Here is a 19,727-nt window from a genome sequence, read left to right as displayed (position 1 = left end):
GAAAGCGGCAGATCTACCCCGTTGAGCATGAGTCTCACATGAACCGCAGCGCGTCCGCTGAGGACTGGCCCTCCCCCTCCAGCAGCACGGGCACCACCGTGCTCGTGCTGATCTGCGCGGCGTAACGCACGTCGTCACCCAGGCCCAAATTCAGCAGGGTCTGCCCGTGGGTGGCGCTGCTCAAGGTTTCCAGCGGGCTGTCGGCACTGCGGCGGACGGTGAGGGCCATGCGGGTGCCGTCATCGATGGTAAAGGTGCCCATCGCCAGCAGGTACTCGGCCAGCACCCCGGCGGCGTACACGTCCTCCAGCCCAGCGCGGCCATCGGTGCCCGCACAGACGATGGCGATTTCTTCGGTCGCCATTGCCCGGGCACGGCGGGCGGCGGCGTGGGCGTTGGTCAGCGCGGCGAGCAAGACGTGTTTGCCCGTCGCAGCGCCGGTATGGGCCGCGCCCGTGCCGTTCGTCGTGTTCATCACCACCGTTTTGCCCGTGAAGTTCTGCGCCGCCGCTTCCACCGGGCTGTTGCCGAAGTCGAAGCCGGGAATGGGCAGCCCACCGCGCTCGCCACCCAGCACCACCCCCTCACCGCGCAGGACAAAGGCCGCTTCCGGGGTGGCCGTCAGCAAGAGGGCATCTGCGCCGCGCTCCAGATAGGTGACGGCGGTGGTGGTGGCCCGCAGCACGTCCACCACGATCACCACGTCCGAATACTGGCCGTGGGGAAGCAGGTCCACCCGCAGTCTCAAGCGAGGGCCTCCCGAAGCCGTGTCAGTCCCGCCGCCGCGCCGTCCTTGCCAAAGACGCTGCTCCCGGCCACCAGCACCGTCGCCCCGGCGTCCGCGAGCAGCCGGGCATTGCTGGGCGTCACGCCGCCGTCCACCTCCAACTCGGCGTCACTGCCGAGTTCGTCCAGCCAGGCACGCAGGGTGCGGATGCGCTCCACGCTCTGCGCAATGAACTTCTGCCCACCGAAGCCTGGATTCACGCTCATGACGAGCACGAGGTCCACATCGGCCAGTACTGGGCGCAGCGTTTCCAGCGACGTACCGGGGTTGAGGGTCACACCCGCCCGTCTGCCCAGTTCGCGGACCATCCCCACGGCGCGGTGGACGTGCGGCGTGGCCTCCACATGCACCGTGATGCCGTCCGCGCCCGCTTCCACGAAGTCGCGGATATAGCGCTCGGGCCGCTCAATCATCAGGTGAACGTCCATATACAGGCTGGAAACGCGCCGCGCCGCCGCCAGTACGGGCATGCCAAAGGAAATGTTGGGAACGAACATCCCGTCCATCACGTCCACATGGGCGTATTCCGCGCTTGAGATGGCCTGCAGCTCCTCACCCAGCCGCGTGAAATCGGAGGCGAGGAGGCTGGGGGCGAGCTTGACCTGCCGCCTACCAGGAGCCGGAGGGCCAGAAGGAGAAGAACCCACTGAATTGGAGGTCACGCCCCCTATTCTAACCTTCCTCATCTGGCAGAGATCTGACCGTCCCCTTCCTAACGCCCGTTTGGTTGCCACGTGGCATCATGCAAGGCACGGAGGAACCATGACCCGACCTGACCTGTCCGCGTGGAAGGCGCTGGCGCAAAAGGACCTGCGCGGCGCAGACCCCGAAGCGCTCAACCGCACGACGCCCGAGGGCCTGACCCTCAAGGCGCTGTATACGTCCGCCGATCTGGAAGGCGTCAGGGCCGACACCCTGCCCGGCCTGCCGCCCTTTACCCGGGGACCGCGCGCCACCATGTACGCGGCCCGGCCCTGGACGATCCGCCAGTACGCCGGCTTTTCCACCGCTGAGGAATCGAACGCCTTCTACCGCCGCAACCTCGCCGCCGGACAAAAGGGCCTCAGCGTGGCCTTTGACCTCGCCACCCACCGGGGCTACGACTCGGACCACTCCAGGGTGGTGGGCGACGTGGGCAAGGCGGGCGTGGCGATCGACAGCGTCGAGGACATGAAAATCCTGTTCGACGGCATCCCACTGGGTGAAATGTCGGTCAGCATGACCATGAACGGCGCGGTGTTGCCGGTGCTGGCCGCCTTTATCGTGGCGGGCGAGGAACAGGGCGTGCCCCGCGCACAGCTGTCTGGCACCATCCAGAACGACATTCTCAAAGAATTCATGGTGCGCAACACCTACATCTATCCGCCCACGCCGAGCATGCGGATCGTGGCCGACATCATCGCGTACACGGCGCGTGAGATGCCGCGCTTCAATTCCATCTCCATCTCCGGCTACCACCTTCAGGAAGCGGGGGCAAACGCCGCGTTGGAACTGGCCTACACGCTGGCAGACGGCCTGGAGTATGTGCGAGCGGCCCTCGCCTCAGGTTTGGGTGTGGACGAGTTCGCGCCCCGGCTGTCGTTCTTCTTCGCCATCGGCATGAACTTCTACACCGAAGTCGCCAAACTCCGCGCCGCCCGGCTGCTGTGGGACGAGATCATGGCGCAGTTCAACCCCCAAAACCCCATGAGCCGTGCCCTGCGAACCCACTGTCAGACCTCAGGCTGGAGCCTGACCGAGCAGGACCCCTACAACAACGTGGTGCGTACGGCCATTGAGGCGATGGCGGCCGTATTCGGAGGCACCCAGAGCCTGCACACCAACGCTTTCGACGAGGCCATTGGCCTGCCCACCGACTTCTCGGCGCGAATTGCCCGCAACACCCAGCTGGTGATCCAGGAGGAAACGGGCATCCCGCACGTCGTGGACCCCTGGGGCGGCTCATACCTGATGGAGCGGCTGACGCACGACCTGGCCGAAAAGGCGCGGGAGCTCATGCGCGAGGTGGAGGGCTTGGGCGGCATGGCGAAGGCCATCGAGAGTGGCGTCCCCAAACTGCGCATTGAGGAGTCGGCAGCCCGCAAACAGGCCCGCATCGACCGGGGCGAGGACGTCATCGTGGGCGTGAACAAGTACCGCCCCACCGCAGAAACGCATGTGGACGTGCTGGACATCGACAACGCCGTGGTGCGTGGGTCGCAGATTGCCCGGCTGAACCGGGTGAAGGCGGAGCGTGACGCGGGCGCCGTGGAAGCCGCAATGCAGGCGCTCGAAGAAGCTGCCCGCACCGGCAAGGGCAACCTGCTGGCCCTGAGCGTGGACGCCATCCGCGCCCGCGCCACGGTGGGTGAGGTCAGCGACGCCCTGGAACGGGTGTGGGGCCGCCACCAGGCCGAGGTCCGCACCCTGTCCGGGGTGTATGCCCAGGGCTACGAGGGCGACGAGGGCTTCGCGGCGCTTCAAAGCGAGATCGAAGCCTTTGCCGAGGTCGAGGGCCGCCGCCCGCGCATCCTGGTGGTGAAGATGGGGCAAGACGGCCATGACCGGGGCGCGAAGGTCATCGCCACAGGCTTTGCGGACCTCGGCTTTGACGTGGACGTGGGTCCGCTGTTCCAGACCCCCGGGGAAGCCGCTCGGCAGGCGGTGGAGAACGATGTTCACGTGATTGGCGTGAGCAGCCAGGCCGCCGGCCACAAGACGCTGATTCCTCAGCTTGTGGAGGCTTTGAAGGCCGAGGGCGCAGGCGACATTCTGGTGGTGGCGGGCGGCGTGATTCCGCAGCAGGACTACGCAGCGCTGCGGGCAGCGGGCGTGGCGGGGATCTTCGGGCCGGGAACTCCGATTCTGCACTCAGCGCGGGAGGTGCTGGGGCTGTTGCAGACGCGAGCGGGCCTGCCTTGATGCACAGGGGCGGCCCGTCCGCCGTTGTCCCGGTCAGGTCAGGCATGCAGGATACAGCCGGTCAACGTACCGCAGGGGCGCGCGCCGTAGGGCCAAAAGGCAGCCCCTTGGGCTCGGCCGCCGTGTGGGGTGCCTTTTCGGGCATGGGCGCTATGGCAGCCCGGCCCACCCCTTGGCAATCGGCCACGGCCGCACGCTCCAAACCGTGCGGTCAGGCTCCCCTCCTCTCTTTTGGCGCTTTCGGTGCTGTAGGGCAGCGGCGCGATCAGCGCAAACGCCTCCGAGGGGTCAGTTTTTCACGTTCTCTCATCATAAACGCCTACGAGGATGTGACGCTTCCCTGTGACGGTTTGGGAAGGCGGCAGACCGCCGTGTGGAACCGCCCCCGTGACAGGAGTCGGCCCGGGACCAGGTGGCATATGGGCCCTCAGGAAGAGACACCCGCCGTGCGGGAAAAAGGCTGGAAAGTCGGCCCTTCCCCTGAACGTCCGCCCTCGACCCTCACCGTTCCCCTGCTGCCCGCGTTGACCTTTCGCCCTTCCTTCTCCAACCACCCCAAGCGCAATTGCGCCCCCACCCGATGGCCCATCCCCTGACTGCTCCCCTTCTGTCCGGCCAGCGCCGCGCCCTCGCCCGCGCCATCACCCTCACCGAGTCCACCCGGACCGAGCACGAAGCGCAGGCGCAACAACTGCTCACGGACGTGCTTCCCCACGCTGGGAAGTCCATCCGGGTGGGCCTGACGGGCGTGCCCGGCGTGGGCAAAAGCACACTGATCGAGGCCCTGGGCCTGCACCTCGCCGACGCTGGGCACCGGGTGGCCGTGCTGGCGGTGGACCCCAGCAGCGCACGCACGGGCGGCAGCATCATGGGCGACAAGACGCGGATGCCCCGGCTAACGGTCCACCCACACGCCTTCATCCGTCCCAGCCCCAGTGGCGGCGCCTTGGGCGGCGTGGCCCGGCGCACGCGCGAGGCAATGACCATGTGCGAGGCGGCGGGCTACGACGTGGTGTTGGTGGAAACTGTGGGCGTGGGCCAATCAGAAACCCAGGTGGCCGCCATGACGGACCTCTTCGTGCTGCTGACCCTGCCCAACGCGGGCGACGAGCTTCAGGGCATCAAGCGCGGCATCATGGAACTGGCGGACCTGTGCGTGGTGAACAAAGCCGACGCGGACTCCAAAGCGGCGACGCGGGCGCAGACCGAACTGACAGCGGCGCTCAGGCTCCTTACCCCCCACGACGCGCCGTGGCGGCCCCGCGCCCTGCAAGCCTCCGCACTGACGGGCAAGGGTATTCCCGAATTGTGGACAGCGGTGGAGGCGTACCGGAAAGCCGTGGATGTGCGTCAGAAACGTCAGGGACAGACGGCCCTGTGGTTCGACGAATTGCTGCGAGAGGCGGCCTGGCGCGTGTTTCAAGCGGGGACGGATTCCGAAAGGTTGCGGCGCCTCCGCGCCGAGGTCCTGGGCGGAGCCCTTACCCCCGTTCAGGCTGTGCACCGCCTCCTCTCCCCCACGGAGCGAAAAGAGCCGCTCCCGTAGGAACGGCCCTTCATTTTGCCAGGGGCTGAAAGCTGACGGCTTAGCGAATGCTGCCGTTCAGCCCATTCGGGTAAAACCCGCCCTTGTGCGCTCCGGGCGCGAGGTACACGATGTTCAGCACCTCGCGGGTAGAGCGGGCGTAGGCCACGCCGTTTGTATCGGCGGGAGCAATCACGGCATTGCCCTTGGCATCGGTCAGGCCCTGGTCCTTGCCGCCGCCCACCTTGCCGCGCAGGTTGCTGATGGCCTGCACGACCTGACCCACATACAGGCCCGCTGCCGCGCTGACCTGCCGCTGCTGGAACAGCATGGAGCGGATCGCGCCGCCGTGGTACGCCTCCACAGCCAGGATACCCGCCGCCGCCTGCAGGAAGGCGGGGTTGGTCAGCAGGGTGGCCGCACCGTTGTACGCGGTGACGCCCACGTCCTCAAAGATAAACGCGCCGTGCAGGAAAAACAGATCGTTCGCGTAGGGGTTAAAGCCCTTGATGGCACCGCCGCTCGCCGCCTGACCCGCCGCGTCGAACGCTTTGGAGAGGTCCAGCGAGGGCCGGGGCGCGGCCGCCTTGCCCAGCGCGCCGTACAGGAACTTGACGTGCGCCAGCTCGTCCTCGGCGATGTCCTGCGCCAGTGCCTGCACGTTGCTGTCCTTAAAGGACATGCCGCGCGTACGGTCCAGGCTGGCGGGCAGGCTGATCTCGGCCCCACCACCGATGGCGCGCAGCTCACTGATGCGGCCCACAGCAGCCAGGTAGAACGCCGCCTCCAGGTATTCGAGGTTCAGCGCGAAGTTCAGCACGTCCGCGTCGATGTTCTTGGCGGGCGCCGCCAGCGCTTCCGGGGCCAGGCCGAAGGCAGCCACGCCCAGGCCGATCTTGCCCAGCGTGCCCAGGGCCGCGCGGCGGCTCGTGCCCTGCGTGTTTGCCGTGGGGGCACCAGTGGTGTCGGTGGTCTGCGGGGCGAGTGTGGTCTGGTCCTGGTTCATAGATACCTCCGTTAAGGCCCGCGCCGGAACGTCGGGCAGCTTCACCGGGATATATGCAGCCGGGCTCGGGAGTGGATCACTTTGCAAGGAATCACACAAAGGGGCGTTCTCTGGCTCCTGCTCCTCCGGACGATGTGGGCTTCCGGCCGCCGCAACGAAGGTCGGGGCCGAAGAACTTCATGGACGCCTGCGTGTACAGGCCGTCCTTGAGCACGTTCGCCAGCGCCGGGTTTCGTGCGGGGCGCAGAGCACGGCCGCCCTGTTGCACAGCAGTTGCCGCTCCGGGGGCTCCAAGGGTCAGGCCCGCCTTGCTGTAGGTCTTGGTGGCCCTGAGGAACGTCAGCCTGTCCACCAGTACGGCGTCCACCTCGCCCGGAGCCACAGCCTTGATGGCGTCGCCGAAGATGCGGTAGACCTGCAGCTGCTTCCTGAAGGGCAGCTTCTTCAAGAAGCCCCGGTTGATGCTGCCCGCCGCCACAGGCGTGGAGCGAAGTCCACGGCCTTGAGGCGGGTGGAGGTCATGGCGCGCGCGGCGGTCACCCCGCCGTGCTCGTTCTTGTCGAAGTCGGTCAGCAACGCGCCGAAGTTGTGCTTGACCCACCGCGGCCTGGGCCCCCTCTGCTTGGCGAGCAGGTTGCCGAGCGCCACCCCGAACCCCGACAATTTCCATCTTCCTCGGAGTTGTACGGCTGATCATCGGCGCTCGTCGCCAGGCGCAGCGCTCCAGTAGAGCGCCGCATTTCCGCCCGCGTCCGGGCCGCGGACAGGACGACAGACAGCGGCAGCGCGGAAAGCAGGAGGCGCGTTCCTTCCTTTCTCCTTGAGGCGCAGGAGGATGGGGCGAAGCGAACGGGCTGCGAAGACCGGTGAAGAACTTTCAAAAGGAAGGTCCGCACGGAGGAGTCACGGCCGAAGCCGGAGCGTTCCCGCTTCCCCGCGGCTGAGCATCCGGCTCAAAATCACGTGGTGGTCCTCATGAAAGCGGCGAGGCCGGGCCAGCGCAAGCGCGAGGGGCACGGGCCGCGCGGCGTGTCCGGCAGGGACAGATTCCCAGTAAACGTGTGCCGTGGTGGGCACAATCAGGGCGCGGGCGGGGTGGGTGAAGCGGGCCGCTTCCCCGCCAGGTGGCGTTCGCCCCAGGGGAAGCACCCGCCCGGGCAATTCCCACAACCCCTGCCCCACAGGACCAGTGCGGGTGTGCAGCCAGACCTGCCCGCCCTCGGTGCGGAGCCAGCGTTCCTCGTGGAGGTGTGCGCCTGGAGGCAGCAGGGCGCGGGCCGCCTGCACCGCCTTCCACTCGGCCTGAAGGCGGACGAAGGCTGGGGTCCCGGCGAACTGGGCCAGGAACGTTCGCACCGCTCCCGGCATCGCTCTGGGCAGAGGCTGGCCAGTCAGCCACACCGCGCGCAGATCGGTGGCGTTCAGCCCCGGCACCTCGGGCGCGCCCAGCCGTTCCCAGCCGGGAAACCAGCGCAGGTAGGCGCTGCTGGCGTCCTTCTCGAAGCCCACCAGGGCAACCCGCGCACCAGGGCCAAACACCTCTCCCGCCTGGGCACGCACATCGGCTGCCCAGGCGTCAGCATCGAAACGGTCCGGCAGGGGGCGGAACACGACGCGGCCCGGTGAGCCCCCCACTTCCCGCAAGGCTGCCCGGAACATCTGCGCCCGCTCCTGCGCGCTGAACGGGTTGCGGACAGAGCGGGCCGCATTCGCGCTTCCCAGTAGCACGAGTACCCGCCTGGCGCGTTGCAGGGCGTGCAGGACCGTTCCGACATGCGCTGCGTGCGGAGGCTGAAAGCGGCCCACATAGACGGCGGCAGGCAGATCGGTCATGCCTTCGTGTGCGCCCGCAGCCCTTCTGCCACCTGCTCCCGCAGCGCCGCCACGTCGTCGCCCAGCCCAACCCGGTACAGGTGCGGATTGAGGGGGCGGCGCGTGCCCGCCGGAAGCCGGGCCAGCTCCGCACGGGCGCGGAGCTGCACGGTGGGCAGGGCTTCGCCAGGGACCGTCCGTTTGCCACCTTCCATCACCAGCGCGTGCGCCTCATGCCACGTCAGGCCTTCAGAGAGGCGAGAAAAGCGCAGCGGGTTGGTGGGATCGCTCACCCGGTCCCCCGCTCGCGGCACGTCTCCGAGGGTCAGGGCGTCCAGAGCGTATAGACCCTCGTCGTCCGTGCCCCGCCACACCCGCTTCTCGCCGGGCAGGCTGGACTTGCCGGGCTCACCGGTCAGTTTCATGCGGGGCACGCCGCCCAGCGAGGCCAGCTTGAACACGCCGCCCAGCGCTCCGCCGCCCTCACCACCCGCCGTGACGAGCTGCGTGCCCACGCCGTAGGTGTCCACCCGGCCGCCCTCCGCGATCACGGAGGCGATTACGGATTCCGAGAGGTCGTTGCTGGCAACGATCTTCACGTCTCGGAAATCCGCCTCGTCGAAGGCCGAGCGGATGCGGCAAGACAGGTACGCGAGGTCTCCGCTGTCCAGCCGCACGCCGCGCAATTCATGGCCGCGCTCGCGCAGTTCGCGGGCAACGGTCAGGGCGTTGGGCAGCCCGCTTCTCAGCGTGTCAACGGTGTCCAGCAGCAATGTGGTGGAGTCGGGGTACAACTCGGCGTAGGCGCGAAAGGCGGTCAATTCGTCCGGGAAACTCTCCACCCAGGCGTGGGCATGGGTGCCCACAGCAGGCAGGCCAAAGCGGCGGGCGGCCTCCACATCGCTCGTGCCCACAGCCCCACCCACAAAAGCGGCCCGCGCGGCGCTGAGGGCTCCGTCCGGCCCCTGCGCCCGGCGTGCGCCGAATTCGATCACCTGTCCGCCGTGGGGGCTGGCCTCGGCGGCCAACACGCAGCGGGCGGCCTTCGTCGCCACCAGCGTCTGAAAGTTCAGCGTGTTCAGCAGCGCCGTCTCCACCAGCTGCGCTTCCCAGAGCGGCCCCCGCACGGTCAACAGCGGCTCGTGGGGAAACACGGCGCTGCCTTCCGGGAAGGCAGTGACGCGGGCAGAGAACTTCCAGCCGCGCAGCGCGTCCAGAAAGGCGGGCTGAAAGAGGCCCAGCGTATCCAGGTAGCTTAGATCGGCGTCACCGAAGTGCAGCGTTTCGAGCATCTCCAGCGCTGGACCCAGCCCGGCCCATACCGCAAAGCCGCCCCGGTAAGGCAGCTTGCGGAAGTACAGGTCGAACACGGCTTCTTGCGTGTGCAGGCCGTGTTTCCAGTAACCCTGCATCATGGTGAGCTGGTAGAGGTCCGTAAAAAGGGGCGAGCTCATGCGCCATTCTCCGGCAGCAGGGTGTCGGGGAGTTTTTGCCCGCGCGTCTCCACGCCGATCAGCCAGCCGCACACCGCTGCCACCGCGAAGCAGGCGGAAAAGAGGGTGAGCGCCACCCCGAGTCGTCCGGTCAGCAACATCGCGCCCACGCTGGGCGACAGCACGGAAGCGAGGCGGGCCATGCTGGACACGAAGCCCATGCCCGTGGTGCGTACCGGCGTGGGAAACAGTTCCGGCGTGTAGGCGTACAGCGCTCCCCACGCCCCCAGCAGCGCGAAGGACAGCAGCGCCGACGTGGCGAGCACGGCGTTCGGGGTCCCCGCCAGCAAAAACAGGTACGCCCCCAGCGCCGAGACGGCAAGGTAACCGACGAGGGTGGCGCGGCGGCCCACCTGCTCGACGAGGTAGGCAGCCAGCACATAGCCTGGAATCTGCGCCAGCGCCAGCAGCAGCGACGTGCGGTACACCGCGCCCAGCTCCAACCCCTGCGCCCGCAGGTACGAGGGCAGCCACGAGAAGAGGCCGTAATACCCCAGGCTCAGCCCAAACCAGATCAGCGCGAGCAGCACGGTGCGGCGGGCCAGTACGCCCCCAAACAGCGTGGCGGGCGTGATCCGCGGCGCAGGTGGCGGGGCGAGCAGGGGCACGTCCGGCAACGTGGTCCCGTTGGCCCGCGCCACCCGCGACAGGGCCTCCCGTGCCGCGGCTTCCCGCCCCCGCGCCAGCAGCGAGCGGGGCGAGTCCGGAATGCCCAACCGGGCCACCAGGCCCACCACACCGGGCAGAGCGGCCAGACCCAGCAGCCAGCGCCAGGCCTGCCCGGGTTCAAAGTACGTGCTCAGGCCCCAGGCGAGCGCCGCCACCGCCACGGTTCCCAGCGCCCAGAAACTTTCCAGGTACACCAGGAACCGCCCCCGCCACGCCGTCGGCACAAACTCGGCCATCATCGCGTAGTCCACGGGCAACGTGCCCCCGATGGCAAAGCCGGTCAGGAAGCGGGCCAGTGCCAGCCAGGTCACCCCCGGCGCGGCGGCCCCCAGCAGCCCGAACACCACCCCCAGCGCCACGGTGGCCAGGAACACCGTCCGCCGCCCGATGCGGTCCGCCAGCCAGCCCCAGAACATCGCCCCCACCAGCATTCCGGCAAAGGTGGCGCTCAGCAGCAAGGTGGCCGTGGCCGAACCGCGCGCCAGCCCGAACGCCGCGCTGATGCCAGGGAGCGCGAAACCCATCAGCAGCACCTCCATCGCGTCGGCGGCCCAGGTCAGGCCGCAGATGGCCAGCAGCCGCCACTGAAAAGGCCCGAGGCCCAGGCGGTCCACGGCATCATCTACAGCCAGTGCTTTTTCAGGTGGAGCGGAGGCGGTCATCCTCCGAAGGTAGGGCGCGGCTCAATTGGGAGACGTAGGAAGGCACTGGGAAAGCCTTGAGCTTTGGGGTCAGGGAAGGCGTTCATCTCCGCCTCAATCCATGGAACAGGGTGACGCCCCCTGTCCTGCATCTCCTCCACGTCCCGCCCCCAACCGCAACGCCGCAGGGCCCCAATTGTGGTTACGAACGGCGCGAACGCCGAAAACCCATCATCCGGGTTTCCCCCGGGATACCAGCCCACACCGAGAACCAGTTGGGTACGGAACCCGATGTGAAGCGGGCCTTGTTTCGCAGAGAACGCGTTTCCGGGCAGGAGAACGTCTGGGGCGATGTCAGTCACCTTGCCCTCCCCTATTCACACTTCAGTCGCGCCCAACGTGACGCGTCCCATTCGCACAGTCCGCTCTCAAGCGTGAACAGAACGGCACCTTCCGGCCAAAACGCCCCGTGGGATACTTGGCCCATGTCTTCCACCCGTGACCTGATCCGGCAAGAGCTGAACGTCCTCGCCGACATTGACCCGGCGGAGGAGATCAAGCGCCGAGTGGCCTTTCTGGCCGATTACCTGCGCTCCACGCCCGCACGCGGCTTCGTGCTGGGGATCAGCGGCGGGCAGGACAGCACGCTGACCGGGCGGCTATGTCAGCTCGCCGCTGAGCGGGTGCGGGAAGCGGGGGGCGACGCCACCTTCCTCGCCGTGCGTCTGCCCTACGGGGTGCAGGCCGACGAGGCCGACGCACAGCTGGCCCTGGCCTTTATCCACCCGGACCGGCACGTCACCGTCAACATCAAGGGAGCGGCGGACGCGAGCGCGGCAGCGGCGGCCGAAGCCCTGGGAGAGGAGATGCGCGATTTCGTGCGCGGCAACATCAAGGCCCGCGAGCGCATGATCGCCCAGTACGCCCTCGCCGGACAGGCAAACCTGCTGGTGGTGGGAACGGACCATGCGGCGGAGGCCGTGACAGGCTTTTTCACCAAACACGGCGACGGCGGCGTGGACCTGACGCCCCTGACCGGCCTGACCAAACGCCAGGGCGCACAGCTGTTGCAGCACCTCGGCGCACCGGAGTCCACCTGGCGCAAAGTTCCCACAGCGGACCTCGAAGACAACCGCCCCGGCCTTCCCGACGAGGTGGCTCTGGGCCTGACCTACGCCGAGATCGACGATTACCTCGAAGGGCGCGAGGTGGCTCCGGAAGTGGCGAAAAAGTTGGAAACCGCCTACCGCAACACCCGGCACAAGCGGGCGTTGCCGGTCACGCCGTTTGATGACTGGTGGACGGTGGACAGCGGGCAATAGGAGCGGAGCGCGGGTGAAAACGTATCCCGCCTCTGCTCACCCCTCGTTGTGCGCCGCCTCCGCTGCCCGCTTGATGGGGTTGTTCTGCGTCACCGGCGTTTCGACGTTCGCGCCCCGCACGCCCTCATTGCTCGGCGTGGGACCGGGCAGCAACCGGTTGGTCAGCGCCATCACGTCGGCCACCAGTTGGGGCGCGAGGGCCTGGGCGTAGCGCAGCAGCAGGGCCGGGCCGCCGATCATCGCCTCGGCGTCGCCGCGTACGAGGACGTCCACAATGCGCCGCGCCGCTGTGGCCGCGTCCAGCGACACCACGGGCACGTTGTCCACCGTGGCGAACAGGGCGTATTCCCGCTCCTGGCGGCCCTTGACCTCAGCGTGTCGGGCGCTGCCCGTCTGCATCAGCGAGGGGCAGACGGTGGTGACGCCGACGCCGTCGCGGGCGAGTTCGGCGCGGAGGGCCTGACCCAGCCCGGTGACGGCAAATTTGCTCATGGAATACGGCCCCAGGTGCGGCACCGCCACCTTGCCCCCCACCGACGCCACGATAAGAACCCGGCCCCGCGCGGCACGCAGCAGCGGCAGGGCGGCGCGCGTGAGGCACAGGGGCGCGAAGGCGTTCACCTCCATGACCTCGCGGAAATTGGCTTCGGTCATGTTTTCCAGCGGTCCCACCTGAATGAGCCCCGCGTTGTTGACCACCACGTCCAGCCCGCCGTGCGCCCGCGCCGTCTCCTCCACCGCGCGCTCCAGATCGGCGGCGACGGTAATGTCTCCCACCACCGTGTGGACGGCCGCCCCGCTGGCCCGCAATTCCTGGGCAGCCCGTTCCAGGGCGTCGCCGGTGCGGGCCATCAGGGTCACCTTCGCACCCCTGGCCGTGAATTCCCGCGCCAGGGCCAGCCCCAGCCCGCGCGAGCCACCCGTGATGAGCACGCTCTTGCCCCCCAGGGGATACGGAGCACTCAGGAGGCGGCGGGCGGAAAGGGCTCCGATTCCGGCGGCGAGGAGGAGTCGCTTGGGCAGTCGCATCTTCACAGCTTAAAAGCCCCTTCCAGCCCAGGGCTTAGAGTAAAGGCATGGACAACGCTGGCCCCACGCTGTTTGAACGCATCATCGCCCGGGAAATTCCCGCAGCCGTGGTGTACGAGGACGACCGCTTCATCGCCATACGCGACATCGCGCCCAAGGCCCCCATTCACCTGCTCGTGATTCCCAAGAAGGTAACGGCCCGCGTGGATGAGATCGAAGACGCGGAGGAGATGGGGCAGCTGTGGCTGACGGCGGTGAAGGTGGCCCGGCAGCACGCAGCCGACTACCGCCTGGCGGTGAACTGCGGCCCCGGCGGCGGGCAGGTGGTATTTCACACCCACATTCACGTCCTCGCGGGCTGGGAAAATGGGCCGGACAGCGACACGTGATGCCGGCTCAAACCTTCGGCGCCGTCCTGTTTGATCTCGACGGTGTGCTGGTGGACAGCGAACTCCTGGCAAACGGCGTATGGGTGGCGCTGCTCGACGAGCACGGGCTGACCATCGAACAGGGCGCCTTTATGGCCCGCGCCGTGGGCAGCACGCACCGCGCCCTGTTCAACTGGTTACGGGAGGAATACAGCTGGGAGAAACCGGAAGGCTTTCTGCCCGAACTCGACGCGCGACTGGCCCAGGCCTTTCGGGCCACCCCCACCATCGAGGGCGCGCGGGAGACGCTGGAGGCGCTGCGCCGAGCGGACCGTCCCTTCGCGGTGGCGAGCAACAGCCTACGGTCCCGGCTGCACCTGAAGCTGGAGGCGTCGGGACTGGCGGCCCTGGTGGGCGAGCACGCCTACGATCCTGCCCACGTCGGCGGACGCGGCAAGCCCCTGCCGGACCTCTACGAACATGCGGCGCGGGCGCTCGGCGTCTCCCCCACCCGCTGCCTGGTGGTAGAGGACAGCGCAGCCGGAGTCACGGCGGGCGTGGCCGCGGGCGCGACAGTCTGGGGCCTGCTGGCCGGAGGACACATCCACCCGGATACGGGTGAGGCGCTGCGGCGTGCGGGAGCGGCGCGCCTCCTCACCTCCCATGAGGAACTGCGCCGCGAACTGGGTCCGATGGGCTAATTCCAGGGGCTTGCGCGCCCCTCGACCTCAAAGTCTAGAGAGAGAGGGTATGGCCAGGTCTCCGAATTCCAGTCCACACACGCAGGCCGTCTTGCAGACCCTGCTGACCACCCACCCGCGCCCCAGCTACGGCTATGACCTGAGCAAGGCGACGGGGCTTAAGGGTGGCACCCTCTACCCCATCCTCCAGCGGCTGCACGGAAGCGGGCACCTGGGTGCCGAGTGGGAGGACTCGCCTCACCCTGGGAAGCCGCCCCGCCACATCTACACCCTGACCGAAGAAGGGCTGCGGCTGGCGCGGGAACGGAAGGGAGCAGGCCCTGACCTGCCTGAAGGGAGCGCTCCCGTGAGGCTGGAAGGCTGGCGCAAGGGGATGGAGAACGCGGCGAGCGTAGACGATGCGGGGTGGGCGCCGGAGGCGCGGTAAAGCGGGTCATGGCGGCTTTCTTTGGCCGAATACCCTGGGACTTGACCCAAGAACCCACTTGCAAAGGTGGACCGCTGAGAACCGGTGGGGCTTCGGGGTCAGCCTGACGGGCATGCTGGTCCTTTCGGGCCTGCTGCCGGTCAGGTTGGAAGCGAGACGCCCAGTGATCGCGGCGGTCTTCTCCAGCCCGTTTCACTCTGGTTGCTCGCCGCTGCCGTCTGGGTGGGGAGCGCCGCTGCAGGCATAAGGGCCGAAGCCGTGACACGGCCGAAGCTGTCACCCACTGCTGCCCAGACCCGTACCGCTGGCTTGTTGGGTCAGTCTGCGCCGAAGTGGTTCTCCTCGGCGTCTGGGCGAGCCTCGTCCACCGCGGTGAGGCGGAACCGACGGGTATGGGCCCAAAGACTGGCACGTCGCCATAGAGCATGTGTCAACGTGCGGACTTCTTTTTGACCGAGCCCGGCGAGCGAGATGCGCGTGCGGGAGAATGGCGCGCCGTGAGGGCTGCGCCTTCCACGCGCGGCGCAATTCGGACCACTGCTCTAAACAACGGGGCGCCAGCATGGACGACGAACGCTGGACCGGACGGACGGGGCTCGGCCGCCGGGCACCTGCAGTTCGCCCGAACCTGGGGCCTGACCGCACGGGTCTTTACCGGGCGTGCAGCCCTCTCGCCCGTTCTGGCCCGGCCTGATGTGGACCTTCGCCGCTGTCGGCTTGGGTCTGACTTCTTCCGCTTCGCGTCCCTCACGGTGTGCTGGACGCCGCGCCCGCCTCTCTGCCCCAGGTGGCTGGTCACGCTGGCCCCGCAATGGAAGCTCGGCGCAGGAACCCTCCTGTCCCCCGGCTTTGCTCCCCCCGTTCTCGTGGTCCTGGCGGCAAATGGAGCCGCAGTGGGGCAGTTCCTCCGTTACAGGTGGCCCCCCGGCGTACGCCCATCAGACGACGCCGTGGGAGGACGTTCCCAGGCAATCAGCGAGGCCAAATCCCTGCAGTCCGGGTGCGGGAGCCGCTACAAACGCAAACATTTGGGGAGGTTCGCGTACCCCCTCCATGCCGAGGGGGGCGAACTGCCTGTGGGGACCTCTACCCCGATGCCCTGCGGCAAAACTGCCGCCACTCCCAGGCCGACATGCAGCTGTACACCCCCACCCGCGCCACGTACTTCTACCCCGACGTGATGCTGGTCTGCAGAACACGCGGAACATCGTGAAGCGCACGGAAGGCGGCTGGCAGGCGAGCATCGCGGTGCAGGCTGGAGCGAGCTGTAGGGCCTGAGCGCCTGACCCATCCCCTACAACCCACCCACGTCCCCAACCTCAAGCCATCGGCAATTCGATCATCCCGCCCGCGTCCTCCTGCCGCCCCTCCATGCGGGCGGTAACGGCGAGCCCCGTGGGCGTCTGGGCCAGGCCACCCTCCGCCGTTTCACGTAGGGCAGCGGGCATCATGCGGCCCACAGACGCCATCGCGCCCAGCACCTCGTCAGGCGGAATAAAGGATTCGAGCTGCGCGAGGGCCAGCTGGGCCGCGCTAACAGCGTGGACGGCGTAAAAGGCGTTGCGGCTCACGCAGGGGACCTCCACGTACCCGCCCACCGGATCGCACACCAGGCCGATGGTGTTCATCAGGGCCAAGGAGGCCGCGTGAACGGCCGCACGGGGCGTGCCTCCGAGCAGTTCCACCACAGCGGCGGCAGCCATCGCGGCGCTGGAGCCGATCTCGGCCTGGCAGCCACCCGCCGCGCCGGAGATGAACATGCGCTTGCTGATCGCCTTGCCGACGCCCGCCGCCAGAATCATGGGGTCCACCAGGCGCTCGTCACTCAGCCCCAGATGGTCCGCCACGCCGATCAATGCGCCTGGAATGGTGCCCGCACTGCCCGCCGTGGGGGCGGCGACGATGCGGCCCATACGTGCGTTTTCCTCGTTGACGGCCATGGCATACGCTTGCACCCGCTTGAGGAGCGGTGCGCCCAGTATGTCCGGCGCGTCCCACAGACCCTTGGCGTTCCAGCCCACCATGCCGGTGATGCTTTTCGCGCCGCTTTGCAGTCCACGCCCGATGGAGTCGCGCATCTCGAGTATGCGGCGGGCCATCTCCGTGCGGATATCTGCGGGGTCCAGGCCCGTCTCGGCGCAGTCCTGGGCGAGCACCCAGGCGGAGGCCGGGGCAGGGGCGTTCATCAGTTCTTCCAGCGTCATGAGCGCCTCCTTCGGCACGGTGTCGGGCAATACGGGTCGGGCAGTCTGGGGAACGTCCGAATAGGCCGAGTGTAACGCTCTTTTCTTAAGCGTCTAGACAGCCTGTCCCTTTCGTTCCTCACGCTGTCCGGGGCAGGGGGACAGTTGGCGGGGCTTCCACGACTCCGCGCAAATCCGTCAAGCTGTGTGACTTGCCCCATGTAGAGCGGGGACGCGGACGGGCAGGAACCGGCGACCTTCCAGCCGCGAGGACGGCCGTGAGCAGATACAGAATCTGGGGAGCGGCCCTGCTGGGGCTGACCCTGCTGGCAGCCCGGGCGTCACCCTGGCGCAGGGGCAGCGTGACCTGGCCCGCGCTCGCCTGGGCGCCGCGCAGGGCTGGCAAGTCACGGCGACGGGCCATGCGGGCCTGAGCAGGGCGCCCGCCAGCGAGGACCTCCCCCGGGACCTGACGGCCGGGCTGCGGGTGGTTCGCCCCGGCTCCTGGGCAGGTGACGACGCGTGGCTGGGCCCCGCGCAGGCGCTGCGGGAGGCCGAATTCGGCGAGCCGCGCCTGCACCACGCCGAGTGGCGGACGCGGGTGGAGGGGTGGAACGAACTCGCGGCGGCGCTACTCCTACACGCGCGGCGAATACCCCTCCCTGACGCTGCGAATTTGGCCCGGGGCCGACAAGGACCGGGCGCAGCGTGACCTGCGCCGCATCCTGACGGCCCGGCGGATTTCGATTTCCAGAACTTCGATCAGTTTGTGGACCAGTTCAAGCAGATTACGGGCGTGCTGCAGGCGATGCCCGCCAGAATCGGCGGCCGAGAACAGCTGTCAAAAAGAGGACTTCTTTTCAACCGAGCAGGCGGAATCGGGATCATGAACATGATGCTGGTGTCCGTCACCGAGCGCACGCCGTGGCACCCTGGGGCAGTTCCTGATCGAGGCGGCGACGCTGACCGGGCTGGTGCCGCGGCGTGTGGCCCGCGCGCAGGGTGGCGAGCCTGACGCCGATTGAGGCAGTGCGGTGTGAGTAGAGGACGGGGTGCCCCGCTGGCCTCCACACCCCTTGCTTCGTAAGGCCCTCTCCCCTTGTGGGAGAGGGTCAAAAGCAGGACCCTCTGCTCCTAGAATCTGAACGCCACCGCCCCATCCGTCCCCACAGGGCCCGCAAGCGACTCCCTGAGTCACGCCGCTCCGCGCAGCGGGACGGTGGCCCAGGCAGGCAACACAACCAGTCCGGGCCGTGAACAACACCCGCATTCCAACCAAACGGGCCCCTCGCGGGGGCGCGGCGAAACGCCCCTGCCCCGGTGGGGCAGGGGGGAGAAACTGGAGCAAGACCCCTGGCCCCGTTCCCTACCCATCCATCAACTTCGGCAGCAACCGCACCCAGTTCGTATCCGGCCAGTGGTTGAAAAACGCCAACGCCGCAGCACTCAGCGGCGCGTCCAACTCGATGGCAAGCAGCGCCTGCCCCCCGCGGTTCTCCCGCGTACACGTCAGCGAAGCGATATTCACTCCATCGGCCGCGATGGTGCTGGCAATACGCGCAATCATGCCGATGGTGTCCGTATACCGCAGCAAGACCGTGGGCGCAGACCCGCTGAAGTTGACCCCCAGCCCCTGTACCTGCGTGACCAGAATGACGCCGCCGCCCGTGGAACTGCCCTGCACGGCGACGCGCACCTCGGCTCCCTCCGGTCCCTCGCCCGTAAGGTCGATATGGGCCGTGTTGGGATGCACGTCTCCCAGGTCCACATCCCGGAATTCCACCTTCAGCCCAGCCACCCCGGCTTCCTCAAAGGCGCGGGGCAGCCGAGGATCATCGGGAAAACAGCCCAGCAGTCCGGCGACGAGGGCGAGGTGGGTGCCGTGGCCCCGGCCCGTCTTGGCGAAGGAGGCATGCAGGCCGATGACCGCCCGCTGGGGCACGCCACCGAGAAGGTGGTGCGCTACCAGGCCCAGGCGGCACGCGCCCGCCGTGTGGCTGCTGCTCGGCCCAATCATCACGGGGCCGATCATGTCGAGAAGAGACATGGAAGAAGTATAGACGTGTGCCTCACCTGGCCTTCCCACTTTCCGGGACAGTCCTCAGGGCGTGAAGACCTCCTGCGTTTGAGGGGTGGAGCGGATCGGCCCCGCCCCGGTTTCGCCCGCCACGCTTGGCAGCGTACAGCAGGGGTGGCCCGTTCCACCAGAGAAACGGTCACGCGCAGGGAACCCTGCCCGGCGCGCACGCCCACCTGCTCCGCCAGATCCCGGGCCTGAAGGAGCGCCGTTCCGCGCAGCAGAACCACGAACCCCCGCTTCCAGGGGTAGGGCTGCCCAGCGCCTCGCGAGCGCTTCCAGCACCCGGGCGCCCCCCGCCGTGCCCACACGCACCGTTGATCGACTTGAATGCGTCGGTGTCCAGCAACAGCAGGTGCGGGGGGGTCCTCCAGAGCGGCCAGCGCCCCGTCCAGAACGTGCCGGTTGCCCACACCGGGAGCTTGCCGAGATGGGCCAGGCTGGGTCAGTACCCCCGTCCGCTCCAGGACCTGCAGCTGCGTCACGTCGGCGATCTGCGCGGCCAGCAGCCCCACTGCCCGCAGGGGCAGGGGGGGTCAGCAGCAGCAGCGGTTTCAGAGCCCAGCGTCGTGGCCCCCGGACGCTGCGTCAGGGTTCCCAGGACCAGCGGCAGGTTGGCGGCGAAGAGGACGAAGGGACACCGCCAGGCCAACCCACGTATTTCTGAGCCTCATCTCCGGGCCACCGCTGACGCCAGCTTCCCGGGATGCGCGCAAACACCATACGGCGAGCAGGGGCAGGGCCACGCTCAAATCGGCGGGCAAGCCGCCTCCCACGGCCACCAGG

General features: G+C 68.2%; 19 protein-coding genes. 8 read left to right on the top strand and 11 right to left on the bottom strand.

Going from position 1 to position 19,727, the window contains the following annotated elements:
* Positions 1 to 34 precede the first annotated feature (34 nt).
* Positions 35 to 748 (bottom strand): 2-phosphosulfolactate phosphatase, encoded by a 714-nt coding sequence (locus B9A95_RS17515; RefSeq protein WP_084048472.1) that lies wholly within the window; start codon positions 746 to 748, stop codon positions 35 to 37.
* A complete protein-coding gene (gene rpe, locus B9A95_RS17510; protein ID WP_245808358.1) occupies positions 745 to 1,449 on the bottom strand; it encodes a ribulose-phosphate 3-epimerase in 705 nt (234 codons plus the stop codon). Before rpe ends, B9A95_RS17515 begins: the two co-directional genes overlap by 4 nt.
* A 100-nt stretch (positions 1,450 to 1,549) precedes the next feature.
* Between rpe and scpA the strand changes: the two genes are divergently transcribed.
* Together scpA and meaB are read left to right on the top strand one after the other, a co-directional pair.
* Complete coding sequence (gene scpA / locus B9A95_RS17505; RefSeq protein WP_084048470.1) at positions 1,550 to 3,688, top strand: methylmalonyl-CoA mutase; 2,139 nt, start codon at positions 1,550 to 1,552, stop codon at positions 3,686 to 3,688.
* Between the two features lie 580 nt (positions 3,689 to 4,268).
* Positions 4,269 to 5,234 carry a methylmalonyl Co-A mutase-associated GTPase MeaB gene (gene meaB / locus B9A95_RS17500; protein WP_084048469.1) on the top strand — a complete coding sequence of 322 codons (966 nt, stop codon included), beginning with the start codon at positions 4,269 to 4,271 and terminating at the stop codon, positions 5,232 to 5,234.
* A gap of 40 nt (positions 5,235 to 5,274) precedes the next feature.
* On the opposite strand, the gene B9A95_RS17495 is transcribed toward meaB, so the two are convergent.
* The 6 genes from B9A95_RS17495 to B9A95_RS17475 all read right to left on the bottom strand — a co-directional run bounded on the left by B9A95_RS17495 (position 5,275) and on the right by B9A95_RS17475 (position 10,855).
* Positions 5,275 to 6,219 carry a ferritin-like domain-containing protein gene (locus B9A95_RS17495; RefSeq protein ID WP_084048468.1) on the bottom strand — a complete coding sequence of 315 codons (945 nt, stop codon included), beginning with the start codon at positions 6,217 to 6,219 and terminating at the stop codon, positions 5,275 to 5,277.
* A 91-nt stretch (positions 6,220 to 6,310) separates the two neighbouring features.
* Entirely contained in the window at positions 6,311 to 6,667 is a 357-nt protein-coding gene (locus tag B9A95_RS33875) for a type 2 periplasmic-binding domain-containing protein (RefSeq protein WP_170928689.1), read from the bottom strand.
* Entirely contained in the window at positions 6,664 to 6,882 is a 219-nt protein-coding gene (locus B9A95_RS33870) for a type 2 periplasmic-binding domain-containing protein (protein WP_170928688.1), read from the bottom strand. Before B9A95_RS33870 ends, B9A95_RS33875 begins: the two co-directional genes overlap by 4 nt.
* Positions 6,883 to 7,122: 240 nt before the next feature.
* The gene (locus B9A95_RS17485) at positions 7,123 to 8,052 is read right to left on the bottom strand and encodes an adenylyltransferase/cytidyltransferase family protein (RefSeq protein WP_084048466.1); all 930 of its coding nucleotides are present in this window, start codon (positions 8,050 to 8,052) and stop codon (positions 7,123 to 7,125) included.
* On the bottom strand, positions 8,049 to 9,485 hold the full coding sequence (locus B9A95_RS17480) for a nicotinate phosphoribosyltransferase (RefSeq protein ID WP_084048465.1): 1,437 nt from the start codon (positions 9,483 to 9,485) through the stop codon (positions 8,049 to 8,051). Before B9A95_RS17480 ends, B9A95_RS17485 begins: the two co-directional genes overlap by 4 nt.
* On the bottom strand, positions 9,482 to 10,855 hold the full coding sequence (locus B9A95_RS17475) for an MFS transporter (protein WP_084048464.1): 1,374 nt from the start codon (positions 10,853 to 10,855) through the stop codon (positions 9,482 to 9,484). The genes B9A95_RS17480 and B9A95_RS17475 overlap by 4 nt, the downstream gene beginning before the upstream one ends.
* A gap of 464 nt (positions 10,856 to 11,319) precedes the next feature.
* On the opposite strand from B9A95_RS17475, the gene nadE reads away from it, so the two are divergent.
* The gene (nadE, locus tag B9A95_RS17465; RefSeq protein ID WP_084048462.1) at positions 11,320 to 12,156 is read left to right on the top strand and encodes an ammonia-dependent NAD(+) synthetase; all 837 of its coding nucleotides are present in this window, start codon (positions 11,320 to 11,322) and stop codon (positions 12,154 to 12,156) included.
* Between the two features lie 36 nt (positions 12,157 to 12,192).
* Here the strand turns inward: nadE and B9A95_RS17460 are convergent, their stop codons facing one another.
* A complete protein-coding gene (locus tag B9A95_RS17460) occupies positions 12,193 to 13,185 on the bottom strand; it encodes an SDR family NAD(P)-dependent oxidoreductase (protein WP_084050800.1) in 993 nt (330 codons plus the stop codon).
* Positions 13,186 to 13,232: 47 nt separating this feature from the next.
* Here B9A95_RS17460 and B9A95_RS17455 point away from each other — a divergent pair, with 47 nt between their 5' ends.
* From B9A95_RS17455 to B9A95_RS17445, 3 genes are read left to right on the top strand one after another with little or no spacing between them, the layout of a single operon-like run.
* Positions 13,233 to 13,574, top strand: a complete 342-nt coding sequence (locus tag B9A95_RS17455) for a histidine triad nucleotide-binding protein (protein WP_084048461.1) — start codon at positions 13,233 to 13,235, stop codon at positions 13,572 to 13,574.
* Positions 13,574 to 14,254: an HAD family hydrolase gene (locus B9A95_RS17450; protein ID WP_084048460.1), complete on the top strand. Its 681-nt coding sequence runs from the start codon at positions 13,574 to 13,576 to the stop codon at positions 14,252 to 14,254. Before B9A95_RS17455 ends, B9A95_RS17450 begins: the two co-directional genes overlap by 1 nt.
* 49 nt (positions 14,255 to 14,303) lie before the next feature.
* On the top strand, positions 14,304 to 14,681 hold the full coding sequence (locus tag B9A95_RS17445) for a PadR family transcriptional regulator (protein WP_084048459.1): 378 nt from the start codon (positions 14,304 to 14,306) through the stop codon (positions 14,679 to 14,681).
* A 1,319-nt stretch (positions 14,682 to 16,000) separates the two neighbouring features.
* On the opposite strand, the gene sdaAA is transcribed toward B9A95_RS17445, so the two are convergent.
* Positions 16,001 to 16,885, bottom strand: coding sequence for an L-serine ammonia-lyase, iron-sulfur-dependent, subunit alpha (gene sdaAA / locus B9A95_RS17440; RefSeq protein ID WP_084048458.1), 885 nt, complete (start codon positions 16,883 to 16,885; stop codon positions 16,001 to 16,003).
* Between the two features lie 257 nt (positions 16,886 to 17,142).
* Here sdaAA and B9A95_RS33865 point away from each other — a divergent pair, with 257 nt between their 5' ends.
* Positions 17,143 to 17,298 carry a hypothetical protein gene (locus tag B9A95_RS33865; protein ID WP_170928687.1) on the top strand — a complete coding sequence of 52 codons (156 nt, stop codon included), beginning with the start codon at positions 17,143 to 17,145 and terminating at the stop codon, positions 17,296 to 17,298.
* A gap of 53 nt (positions 17,299 to 17,351) precedes the next feature.
* Positions 17,352 to 17,576 (top strand): hypothetical protein, encoded by a 225-nt coding sequence (locus B9A95_RS32425; protein WP_139806853.1) that lies wholly within the window; start codon positions 17,352 to 17,354, stop codon positions 17,574 to 17,576.
* 654 nt (positions 17,577 to 18,230) lie between these two features.
* Here the strand turns inward: B9A95_RS32425 and sdaAB are convergent.
* Positions 18,231 to 18,911, bottom strand: coding sequence for an L-serine ammonia-lyase, iron-sulfur-dependent subunit beta (sdaAB, locus tag B9A95_RS17435; RefSeq protein ID WP_084048457.1), 681 nt, complete (start codon positions 18,909 to 18,911; stop codon positions 18,231 to 18,233).
* Positions 18,912 to 19,727: the final 816 nt, after the last annotated feature.

This window comes from Deinococcus hopiensis KR-140 (assembly GCF_900176165.1).
Taxonomy (GTDB): Bacteria; Deinococcota; Deinococci; order Deinococcales; family Deinococcaceae; genus Deinococcus; species Deinococcus hopiensis.
The sequence above is the reverse complement of the archived record's forward strand: the minus strand, read 5'-3'. Positions and strand labels throughout refer to the sequence as shown.